The organism is Velocimicrobium porci (genome assembly GCF_009696045.1).
GTDB classification, from domain to species: domain Bacteria; phylum Bacillota; class Clostridia; order Lachnospirales; family Lachnospiraceae; genus Velocimicrobium; species Velocimicrobium porci.
Window position 1 is genome coordinate 23,264 of sequence record NZ_VUMT01000025.1, and the last position, 11,145, is coordinate 34,408.

Annotated in this window: 9 protein-coding genes; 4 read left to right on the forward strand and 5 right to left on the reverse strand. The window is 34.3% G+C overall.

Annotation, left to right across the window (positions count from 1 at the left end; all coding sequences use genetic code 11):
• Nucleotides 1–76: 76 nt before the first annotated feature.
• From lepB to FYJ58_RS12650, 5 genes are all read right to left on the reverse strand, one after another.
• Nucleotides 77–649 carry a signal peptidase I gene (gene lepB / locus FYJ58_RS12630; protein ID WP_154520083.1) on the reverse strand — a complete coding sequence of 191 codons (573 nt, stop codon included), beginning with the start codon at nucleotides 647–649 and terminating at the stop codon, nucleotides 77–79.
• A gap of 233 nt (nucleotides 650–882) precedes the next feature.
• The gene (locus FYJ58_RS12635; protein ID WP_154520084.1) at nucleotides 883–1,683 is read right to left on the reverse strand and encodes a hypothetical protein; all 801 of its coding nucleotides are present in this window, start codon (nucleotides 1,681–1,683) and stop codon (nucleotides 883–885) included.
• Nucleotides 1,677–2,375, reverse strand: a complete 699-nt coding sequence (locus FYJ58_RS12640) for an ABC transporter ATP-binding protein (RefSeq protein ID WP_154520085.1) — start codon at nucleotides 2,373–2,375, stop codon at nucleotides 1,677–1,679. Before FYJ58_RS12640 ends, FYJ58_RS12635 begins: the two co-directional genes overlap by 7 nt.
• A gap of 31 nt (nucleotides 2,376–2,406) precedes the next feature.
• Nucleotides 2,407–2,769 carry a GntR family transcriptional regulator gene (locus FYJ58_RS12645; protein ID WP_154520086.1) on the reverse strand — a complete coding sequence of 121 codons (363 nt, stop codon included), beginning with the start codon at nucleotides 2,767–2,769 and terminating at the stop codon, nucleotides 2,407–2,409.
• A gap of 167 nt (nucleotides 2,770–2,936) precedes the next feature.
• A complete protein-coding gene (locus tag FYJ58_RS12650) occupies nucleotides 2,937–4,721 on the reverse strand; it encodes a methyl-accepting chemotaxis protein (RefSeq protein ID WP_154520087.1) in 1,785 nt (594 codons plus the stop codon).
• A 359-nt stretch (nucleotides 4,722–5,080) separates the two neighbouring features.
• Between FYJ58_RS12650 and nifJ the strand changes: the two genes are divergently transcribed.
• The 4 genes from nifJ to FYJ58_RS12670 all read left to right on the forward strand — a co-directional run.
• The gene (nifJ, locus tag FYJ58_RS12655; RefSeq protein WP_154520088.1) at nucleotides 5,081–8,608 is read left to right on the forward strand and encodes a pyruvate:ferredoxin (flavodoxin) oxidoreductase; all 3,528 of its coding nucleotides are present in this window, start codon (nucleotides 5,081–5,083) and stop codon (nucleotides 8,606–8,608) included.
• A gap of 203 nt (nucleotides 8,609–8,811) precedes the next feature.
• Nucleotides 8,812–9,153: a hypothetical protein gene (locus FYJ58_RS12660; protein WP_154520089.1), complete on the forward strand. Its 342-nt coding sequence runs from the start codon at nucleotides 8,812–8,814 to the stop codon at nucleotides 9,151–9,153.
• A gap of 258 nt (nucleotides 9,154–9,411) precedes the next feature.
• The gene (locus FYJ58_RS12665) at nucleotides 9,412–10,845 is read left to right on the forward strand and encodes an Ig-like domain-containing protein (RefSeq protein WP_154520090.1); all 1,434 of its coding nucleotides are present in this window, start codon (nucleotides 9,412–9,414) and stop codon (nucleotides 10,843–10,845) included.
• Between the two features lie 83 nt (nucleotides 10,846–10,928).
• The coding region (locus FYJ58_RS12670; RefSeq protein WP_205839225.1) for a transposase family protein at nucleotides 10,929–11,145 on the forward strand (217 nt) is incomplete at its 3' end.

An 11,145-nucleotide genomic window follows, 5' to 3' on the forward strand; every position in this document is an offset into this window, starting at 1 on the left:
TGTAATGTATTTCCACAATAAAAAAAGAGAAACTAGTGTGACGGTTTCTCTTTTTCACTTTATTTAATATAAAATTTTAATTTATAGTTCCGATTTGGTTGAATGGATAATAACGAAAAATTAGTTTGGCAAGTATGTTTTCACGAGGAATTGCACCGATTTCTTCATATCTGCTATCCCAGCTGATGTCTGATTTTCTATTATCACCCATTAAAAAATAATGACCCTCCGGTATTTTATATGTTTTTTCTGCAATTCCGGCGTAATCAATCGGAGCATTTCCGTATGTATCATTTTTAAGTTTTTTGTTATTAATATAAATCGTTCCATTTTTTATCTGAATTGTTTCATCAGGCAGACCAATAATTCGTTTTACCCAGAAAGTATCTTCTTCCACTGGAGATTGGAGTTGTACGACATCAAAACGTTCTGGTTCGTGAAAACGATAGGAAATCATTTCATGAAAAATGCGGTCGTTTGTGTGCAGGGTATTTTCCATAGAAGCTCCATCTACAAGAGTTGAGCCATATACAAATTTAGGACAGATTAGCAGGAAAAAAAAGACGATTGCTACTATTAATGTATATTGCCATAAAGCGGAGATTAATTTAGGTTTTTCTTGTTTTGGTGTATCATTTTTTGTAGTCATGTATACGCTCCTTCCTTTTAGTTATTTAAAAAATTGTATCATGAGTAAAGAAATTTGACAAGTAAGACTGAAACAAATGTTTCAATTTCGATTTGTTTTTGAGATAATAATACAATTTGTAACTATGCCTTGGATAAAAAGAATCGTCATGATTAGGGAGGTTAAAAGAAGACACATAAAACAATACTTTATAGAAAAGTATATATTCTGTGTGTCTTTTTAAATATGATATATTATTCCAAATTTAATTTTTTAGAAAAAATGTAGTTGGTAATTGCGAAATGGATTACACATAGTAGGAAGGTTGAAATGATTCCGGTTGGTAGTAATGTGTGAAAAAAGTCAATTGAGCCGTCAGAAGATATCCAATCAGAAAACATAGGAACTAACATAATAAAAATGGATATAACCTGTGTGATGAATCCAAGTACAAAATAAAAAGCAAAAGAAGCAAGGAGTTTTTGAGTATTAAATAATTGACCAATTGCAATTGCCGCATAAATCTTAAGAATGTAGTAACAAATAGTTATTAGCACTAAAACAATAGCTTCAATTATCGTTAAGATAAAGGAAAATCCATTTGAGGAAAGCTCTTCTGCAATTAATTGTAAATTAGAACTAGAGAAAAAGTGTTTTAGTTCTTGAAATTCTGTTACATCAAAATAAAGAATTAGGATGGATATCAAAGCAATAATAGAAGCTAGTATCGCCCAAAGAGTAGCAGAAATTAGCTTTGATAATATTAATTTTGTTGTAGTTACCGGTAATGTATGTGTTAGATATCCTTCATTTGTAACCATACTTTTATAAAAACGATAAACAATCAGAAAAAATGTAATAATAAATGTGGCAACAATGGAAATAACATATAAACTTGTTATTGCGGTTGGAATAATATTTAACATTCCTTCTTCAAAAATAGAGGAAGAAATAAGCATTTTTGTTAATTGGGCGAGAACAACCGTAAAAGCATATAATGGAAAAAACCACTTGGCTGTTGATTTAAATTCATATTTAATTAATTTACTTAACATTTAAATACCTCCCTAAATAAGTTGTCAACTGATTTGCCTTCCTGCATCCGAATATCATCTACCGATGATGTAAGTGTTACTTTTCCGTCTTTTAAAAAGATGACATCGTCTAGTACTGATTCGATATCGGCAATTAAATGAGTAGAAATTAGCACAGAAGCTTTTTCACTGTAATTTGTAATAATTGTATTTAAAATATAATCTCTGGATGCCGGATCAACTCCGCCAATCGGTTCATCTAAGACATAAAGATCTGCATTACGGCTCATTACAAGAATTAGCTGAACTTTTTCTTTTGTTCCTTTTGACATTGATTTTAAACGGTCATTTTGATTAATATTTAGTCGCTGTAACATTTCAACTGCTTTCATTCGATCAAAATTGTTGTAGAAGTCTTCAAAAAAATCAAATAAATCGCATACCTTCATCCAGTCGTTTAGATAGGTTTTATCAGGGAGGTAAGAAACCGTTTGTTTTGTTTGTGGGCATGGAGTTAACCCATTTATCCGAATTTCTCCTGAAGTTGGAACAAGAAGACCGTTTAAAAGCTTGATAAATGTTGTTTTTCCACTTCCATTTGGACCTAAAAGTCCTATTATTTTCCCTCTTTCCAATGAAAGATTCACATCGGAAAGAGCTAATTTTTTACCAAATTGTTTTGTAAGGTTTGTACATTTTAAGATTGCACTCATAATAATCCTCTCTTTCTCAAAATCAAATAAGCTAATTTGAACAATTTTCAATAATAAATGTTTTAATTTCTTCGTCGGTAAATCCGAGCTGCTTCATTTGTTCCAGGAATGTTTTTAATTCTTCTTTTGCAAGATTTTTTTTCATTTCTTCTATCATTTTTGTATCCTCCGTAATGAATCTTCCGCTTGTTCGGTTGGTGTGTACCAAACCGATTCGTTCTAATTCTGCCAGCGCTTTCTGCATTGTGTTTGGATTAACGCGGGCTTCCGTTGCCAAATCGCGAACAGAGGCAAGCCGACTTCCTGCTTCAAATTGTCCAGAAATAATAAGAAGTGTAATCTGTTCCACAAGCTGGATATAGATAGGTCTGTCATTTTTTAAATCCCAGGTCATTTTGATTCCTCCTTCCAAATAAAAATGTATTACTGTATTAAGTGATTAATACAACAATACAATAAACGATAAACTTTGTCAATCCTTTTTTGAAAAAATAAAAAAGCAATTGTAAATATTAAGCTTTTAATATTTACAATTGCTTCACATAGATAGAAGGAAGTTATTTAAGAAATTTTGAAATACGAAATTTCTTTTTTCAGATTTTCACTATTTTCTTTTGAATGTGTTGTTTCTTCTAAAATTTTATTTGACTGTGCCAGAGAGTCAACGCATCTGCCGGCAATGTTTGTTGTGCCTTCAGCTCCTTCATTGGCTGCATGGGATATTTCCTGAATGGATGTCATCATTGTATGAATTGTACCGGACAATTCTTGTGAGGCATGATTAAAATCATTTACTAATTGGCTTATGTAAGCAGCATCTTCTTTATAAGCATAAGCTACTTCCATAAATGTATTATAATCGTCATTTATATCGGTTGACACAAATTCAATTAAATGTGAAGAATTATCGGATAAATTTGTAACAGCAGAAGTTACTTCTTCTGTTACATTTTGTATTTTTATTACAGTGTTTTTTGATTCTTCTGCCAGGTGACCAATCTCATTTGCTACAACGGCAAATCCTTTTCCAGCTTCTCCGGCACGGGCTGCTTCAATGGAAGCATTTAAAGCAAGAAGGTTGGTTTGATCTGTAATTTGCATAATAGATTCCGATAGTTCATAAATTTGGTTTACAACGTTTGCCTGTTCTAATGCAGCAAGTAAATCTGCTTTGATTTTTTCTTGCATTGAAGAAGTTTTTTCTTTTGCTTTCTCTACACTAATCTGTGTGTCATTCGCACGTTGACTGATTTCATCTGCTTTTTTTGCACCATCTTTTGTTTGGTTTGCAATTATTTCTACTGACTGGTTGATTTCTTCGGAAGAAGCAGATAACTCATCAGAAGTAGCAGCCGTTTCCTGCATGCTGGCAGCTAATTCTTCTGTAGTTGCTGAGATTTCTTCAATCTGACTATTTAACTGTGATACATTTGTGTTAATAGTAGCTGCAATTTCAGTTAATTCATCACAGTCATCTTTTACATGTCCAACTAATGACTGTGTTTTATCTTTCATAAGCTTAATTGCCATGCCTAAATCCCCAAAGTCATCTTTTCTATTAAGATAAGATTCTGGAATTGTAATTGTATAATCCCCTTCAGACATTAATTTTAAAAGTTTTATGGAGCTTTTTAATGGTTTTGTAATACTATTTAGTATTATAATTGCTAAAAATGCTAAAACAATGAGTGTAATTGTTACGATTATAAATACAATTTTTTGGGTTTTTAAGTAGTTAGCTTTTTGAGCGGCAGTTTTTTCTATGGCAAGTTCTTCAAGGTCGTCCGTATAATTTCCTGTTCCAATGACCCATTTATAAGGTTCGAATGCTTTGCTGTAAGCACGTTTTGGAGAAGCTTCTGTTTCGCCCTCTTTTGGAAAATAATATTCTGTAAATCCACCATCTTTATTTTGACCATTTTTTATAATGTCTTGTATCATTTTGTAACCGTTAACATCTTCAGCATTCATACGGTTGGTACCTTCTGTTTCGCTTCCTAATAAGACAATATTATCACCTTCATAAGTGTCAATCCAGAAATATCCTTCTTCCCCATAACGCATTTCGCGTACTAAATCTGTGGCAAGTTGCTTAGCTTCCTGTTCTGTATAAATTCCTTTTTCTTGTTTGTCGTAAATAGATTGTATAAGTGAAATGACACAATTTACCTGATTCTTGATTTGGGTGTCATAGTCACCGTAAAGAGTTTCCCTCATTGCACGGATGGAATCTTGATACGTTTTGTCTGATTGTCGCGCATTGAATAAAGCAATAAATAAGATAGACAAAAGCATGACTAAAACAAGAATAAACATTTTTGAACGTACTTTTAGATTATTTATCATCTGCTGTTCCTCCTTTTGGGTTTATATTATAAGTGTACTGAAAAAACTGTATAAAAGCAATAATTATCTTAAGAAAATGTAGGAATATATTAGACAAAAAATATACTTGCTTGTATATGCTGGGCACATGTTTGATTAAATTATACAAAGTGGAAAATGAAAATTAGAAATACAACGAGCAGGGAACCTGAAAAAGATGGAATTTTATAAAAAAGAATACATAAAATATAAGAAAATTCCTTGTCGTTATCTTTACTTTTCAGAATAAAAGTGATAGACTTGAAACGATAACTTATACCGTAAAAACTTATAAATACACGGATAAGTAATATCGATTTATAGAAGGAGGACAAGATAAAATGGCGAGAAAAATGAAAACAATGGATGGAAATACTGCCGCTGCTCATGTTTCTTATGCGTTTACTGATGTGGCTGCTATCTATCCTATTACTCCATCTTCTCCTATGGCTGATTACACTGATATGTGGGCAACACAGGGAAGAAAAAATATTTTTGGACATGAGGTTGTATTATCTGAGATGCAGTCTGAAGCAGGTGCAGCAGGTGCTGTCCATGGTTCTTTGGAAGCAGGCGCATTAACTACAACATATACGGCTTCACAGGGATTATTGTTAATGATTCCTAATATGTATAAAATTGCAGGTGAATTATTACCAGGTGTAATTCATGTAACAGCTCGTGCAGTTGCTTCTCATGCATTATCTATTTTTGGTGATCATTCTGATGTATATGCTTGTCGTCAGACAGGTTTTGCTATGTTATGTTCCAGTAATGTACAGGAAGTAATGGATTTAGGTGCAGTTGCTCATTTAACAGCAATCAAAGGACGTGTTCCATTTGTACATTTCTTCGACGGATTCAGAACTTCTCATGAAATTCAGAAAATTGAAGTTTGGGATTATGAAGATTTAGCTGATATGTGTGATATGGAAGCAGTAGATGAATTCCGTCGCCGTGCGTTAAACCCAGAACATCCGGTACAGCGTGGTACTGCTCAGAATCCGGATGTTTTCTTCCAGGCAAGAGAGGCAAGCAACCCATATTATGATGCAATTCCAGAATTAGCACAGGAATATATGGACAAAGTTAATGCTAAGATTGGAACAGACTATAAATTATTTAATTATTATGGTGCTAAAGATGCAGAGAGAGTTATTATTGCAATGGGTTCTGTATGCGATACAATTGATGAAACAATTGATTATTTAGCTGCGAATGGAGAAAAAGTTGGTCTTGTAAAAGTACGTCTTTATAGACCATTCAGCGCAAAACACTTAATTGATGCGATTCCGGATACAGTTAAGACAATCAGTGTTCTTGACAGAACAAAAGAACCAGGAGCTCTTGGTGAACCATTATACTTAGATGTAGTTGCTGCATTAAAAGGTTCTAAGTTTGATCAGGTTCCTGTATTATCCGGACGTTACGGTTTAGGATCTAAGGATACAACTCCTGCAGATGTTATTGCTGTATATAGAAATACAGAAAAACCTAAATTTACACTTGGTATTGTGGATGATGTAACAAATCTTTCTTTACCACGTGTTGAAAATCCTAATACAACACCGGAAAGTACAATTTCCTGTAAGTTCTGGGGACTTGGTGCTGACGGTACAGTAGGTGCAAACAAAAACTCAATCAAGATTATCGGTGACCATACAGACATGTATGCACAGGCATATTTTGATTACGATTCCAAAAAATCAGGTGGTGTTACAATTTCCCACTTACGTTTTGGTAAAGATCCAATCAAAGCTACATATTTGATTAATAAAGCTAATTTTGTAGCATGTCATATGCCGGCATATATTAGAAAATATAACATGGTTCAGGACTTAAAAGATGGAGGAACATTCCTTCTTAACTGTAGCTGGAATAAGGAAGAGTTAGAAACTCATCTTCCAGGACAGGTAAAAGCATACATTGCAAAACATAACATTAAGTTCTACACAATTGACGGATTTAAGATTGGTAAGGAAATCGGTTTAGGTGGACGCATCAATACAATTCTTCAATCTGCATTCTTTAAATTAGCAAATATCATTCCTGCAGAGGATGCAATTCAATATATGAAGGATGCTGCAACAGCTTCTTACTCAAAGAAAGGTGAAGATGTTGTACGAATGAACCATGAGGCGATTGAAGCCGGTGCGAAGAATGTTGTTGAAATTGAAGTTCCTGCAAGCTGGGCAAATGCAGATATAGAAGATTTAACAGAAAAAGTAACAGGGGATAGAGCGGATGTAGTTGAATATGTAAATACAATTCAAAGTGCAATTAACTCCCAGACAGGTAATGATTTACCGGTTTCTGCATTTACAAAATATGCAGATGGAACACTTCCATCCGGTTCAGCAGCATATGAAAAACGTGGCGTTGCAATTGATGTTCCATCTTGGAACCCAGACAATTGTATCCAATGTAACTTCTGTTCTTATGTTTGTCCACATGCTTGTATTCGTCCAGTGGCCATGGATGAATCGGCAGCAGCAAATGCACCGGAAGGAACATCTATGATGGATATGACAGGAATGCCTGGTCACAAATTTGCAATTAGTATTTCTGTACTTGACTGTACAGGCTGTGGATCTTGTGTCAATGTATGTCCAGGTAAGAAGGGTGAAAAAGCTCTTGCAATGAAACCAATTGAAAGCCAGTTCGAAGCACAGAAGATGTTCGATTATGGTGTAACATTAGATACTCCTAAAGCTGTTAGTGATAAATTTAAAGAAACAACAGTAAAAGGAAGCCAGTTTAAACAGCCATTACTTGAGTTCTCAGGTGCTTGTGCAGGATGTGGTGAAACACCTTATGCTAAGTTAGTAACTCAATTATTTGGTGATAGAATGTATATTGCAAATGCAACAGGATGTTCTTCCATCTGGGGTGGTTCTTCACCGGCATCACCATATACAGTAAATAAAGAAGGTAAAGGTCCTGCTTGGGCTAACTCCTTATTTGAAGATAACGCAGAATATGGCTTTGGTATGCAGTTAGCACAAAGAGCATTGAGAAAACGTGTTATTGATTCTGCTGAAAACTTATTAGAAAAGGCAGAAAATACAGATGTAAAAGCTGCACTTGAAAAATATCTTGCAACAAAAGATTCCAGTACAGAAAATGCATCTGCAACAAAAGAAATGATTACAGCATTAGAAGCTTGTGACTGCAATGATCCGGACAAGATGAATATCTTAAAGAATAAAGATTTTGCTTCTAAGAAATCTCAGTGGATCTTTGGTGGTGACGGATGGGCTTATGATATCGGATTCGGTGGTGTTGACCATGTTCTTGCCAGCGGACAAGATGTAAATATCTTAGTATTTGATACAGAAGTATATTCTAATACAGGTGGTCAGTCTTCAAAAGCTACACCAACCGGTGCGATTGCCCAATTTGCAGCAGCTGGTAAAGAAGTGAAGAAGAAAGACTTGGCAGCAATTGCTATGAGCTACGGATACGTATATGTTGCGCAGATTGCTCAGGGTGCTGATTACAATCAATGTGTAAAAGCTTTTGTAGAAGCTGAAAACTATCCGGGACCATCTTTAATTATCGCATATGCTCCATGTATTAACCATGGTATCAAAGGCGGTATGAAAGGTGCTCAGACAGAAGAAAAGAAAGCTGTACAGTCCGGATACTGGCACTTATTCCGTTTCGACCCACGTCGTGTGGAAGAAGGAAAGAATCCATTCCAATTAGACTCGAAAGAGCCTACATTAGATTACAAAGACTTTATTATGGGCGAAGTTCGTTACAACAGATTATCACGTTCTAACCCAGAAAGAGCACAAGAACTATTTGACAAGGCTGAAAAGGATGCAAAAGCAAAATACGAAGCACTTGTTAAAAAAGCAGAATAGAGAACGAATGAAACAAAAAGCTTTTAAATAAACCTATAGGTAAATAAACTTTTCCAGAACCTTTTCTTATAAATATTAAGTTGTTTATAAGAGAAGGTTCTTTTTTTCTTTATTATAATTTGTTAGAATGGAATAAGGAAATGTGCTAGTATAAAACAAAAGCTTTGAGTGGAGAACGTAGGTAAAAAAGGAGAAAATCTGGTATGGCTGGAAATAATGGTGATAAATCGGTAACGAATTATGGCGTAAAATGGCTTACAAATTATGGAAAAGAATACACGATTTCAAATCCACAAGTAGTAGCAACAGATAAGGAAGATTATGTAATTTTATTTGAGCGTTATAAAAAAAATAAATATCAAGGTGTATATGAAATTGTTGTAGATAAAACAGGAAAAGTTGTAAAGACAACAACTCGTGTTTCTGCAAAAGCATACTTGAATCCGTATCGAATGCCTGTATATGCAAAAGGAAAAGTATGGTGGGTTGGAAACAATGCGAAAAATGAAAAAAATAATGTATACATTTATTCTTTTAGTGCTTAATAAAAAGAAATCAGGACTATGAAAAGCAAATAGAAAGTAAATGCAAATAACTTTAGTTGCAGGTGGAAAAAAGTAAAGGAGAATTCAAAAAATGAAATTTCCATAGCTATAGTTTATTATGTGAAAGTTTTTTTGTTTTATGAGAAAAGAGTGACATTTTTTATGCTTTCTGCTATGATGAATACAGTAGAATTTTTGATTTAAGAGAAAAAAAGAGGTTTATTTTTTATAATTTCCAATGAGAAGGAGTGAGTTATTGTGGAAAAAACAAGTGAGATAATATGTTCGGACTGTCTGCATAAAAAAGTGGATTTTAAACAACAGCTTTATTGTGAAAAAGTGAATAAGATACCAGACGAATTACTATCCGGGATAAAACAACAGTGTAGCTGTTTCGAAAAAAAAGAAAAGAAAAAAGTAAAAATAAGACAAAGTTATTTTGCTCTGCTGGTTCTTATTTCTTTTATGTTAGCATTTGGGAGCAGCAATAGTATTTTTGCCAGTGCAAAAGAAAAATCACCAGAATTAGAACAGTCGCAGTTAACATTAGCAGTTGGGGGGAAGACAGGGAAGATAAAGGTAGTTAATGGAACTATAAAAGATTGTACTTCTTTGGACACAGGAATTGTTAAAGTCACAGGGAAAGGTGTTGTAACTCCCAAAAAAGAAGGTACAGCAGCAATTTTAGTATCTGTTTTGGGACAAGACCAGGCATATACTGCATTATATTGTGAAGTAACGGTAATTAATCCAACTTTATCAGATACAGATGTCATTTTAAATGGACAAGAGGAGTTATCGTATTGTTTGAAGATAAATGGATTAATTGGCTCTATATTGGATGAAAAGGTGACTTGTGCCAGCTCAAATCCGGATATTGTATCAGTAAAACAAAAGGAGAATGGAATATACTTATATGGCGAGTCGGAAGGAACAGCTGATGTTTCAATTACGATATATGGAAAAAAACTGACCTGCCATGTGACAGTAATAAATTTTGCCTTAGATAGTCAGGCAATTACTTTAGAAAAAGGAAAGTCAAAAACAATTAAATTTTCCAATCAGTCAAAAACTATTACTTGGAAAAGCAGTGATAAGTCAATTGCTTCCGTAAACAGTTCTGGAAAAATAACAGCAAAGAATTTTGGAAATGCAACAATAACGGGAAAATCAGGAAAAGATACATATACTTGTTATGTGGCAGTAGCTTCCAGCGAGGCAATAAAAGCAGTAAAAAAAGCAGAAGCTTCCGTTGGAGCCTTATATAGTCAGGCAAAAAGAATGGAAGAAGGATATTACGATTGCAGTTCACTTACATGGAGGAGCTATAGTCCATATGGAGTCTGCATGGGAAGTGAGAATTGGGCACCAACTGCAGCAGACCAGGGAAAATGGTGTGTAGAAAATGGAAAAATCATTGCAGAAAAAGGTGTTTCCGTGGAGGAACTGGTATTACTTCCAGGAGATTTGATTTTTTATGCAAAATCCCAAAACAATGGCAGGTATAAAAATATATACCATGTTGCCATGTTTACCGGATACCAGATTGAAAAAACAGCAAATGGAGATTCTGAGTTAAAAGGTTATTTAGTAGATGCAAACGGAAAGACAGTAGCGAAAAGTCAGTACCGAACGGAATTCTCATTTGACAAAGGAATTGTATTGATTGGACGTCCTGCAAAGATGGATTAAAACCAGCACGACAAACGCATGAGTAAATAAATTGTGAACACGTCCCTTTTCTGGTAAAATGAAAAGAAAAGGGGTGTTAGAAAATGCAGGAATTATTAGATTGGATGGAATACATTGAGGATAATCGTCAACAGAGAAAAGTTCGTCACAAGCTAAAAGATATTCTCGTAATCGTGCTTTTTGCCACACTTGCAAATGCAGATGATTGGGTCGAAATGGCATTGTTTGCAGAAAACTATCAGGATTATCTTCGAAAGTATATCGAATTGAAGAATGGGGTGCCATCGCATGATACGATTC

Coding starts and splice junctions, on each gene's coding strand:
- FYJ58_RS12660 (WP_154520089.1), top strand. CDS start 8,812: ATGGCTGGAAATAATGGTGATAAATCGGTAACGAATTATGGCGTAAAA.
- FYJ58_RS12640 (WP_154520085.1), bottom strand. CDS start 2,375: ATGAGTGCAATCTTAAAATGTACAAACCTTACAAAACAATTTGGTAAA.
- FYJ58_RS12635 (WP_154520084.1), bottom strand. CDS start 1,683: ATGTTAAGTAAATTAATTAAATATGAATTTAAATCAACAGCCAAGTGG.
- nifJ (WP_154520088.1), top strand. CDS start 5,081: ATGGCGAGAAAAATGAAAACAATGGATGGAAATACTGCCGCTGCTCAT.
- lepB (WP_154520083.1), bottom strand. CDS start 649: ATGACTACAAAAAATGATACACCAAAACAAGAAAAACCTAAATTAATC.
- FYJ58_RS12645 (WP_154520086.1), bottom strand. CDS start 2,769: ATGACCTGGGATTTAAAAAATGACAGACCTATCTATATCCAGCTTGTG.
- FYJ58_RS12650 (WP_154520087.1), bottom strand. CDS start 4,721: ATGATAAATAATCTAAAAGTACGTTCAAAAATGTTTATTCTTGTTTTA.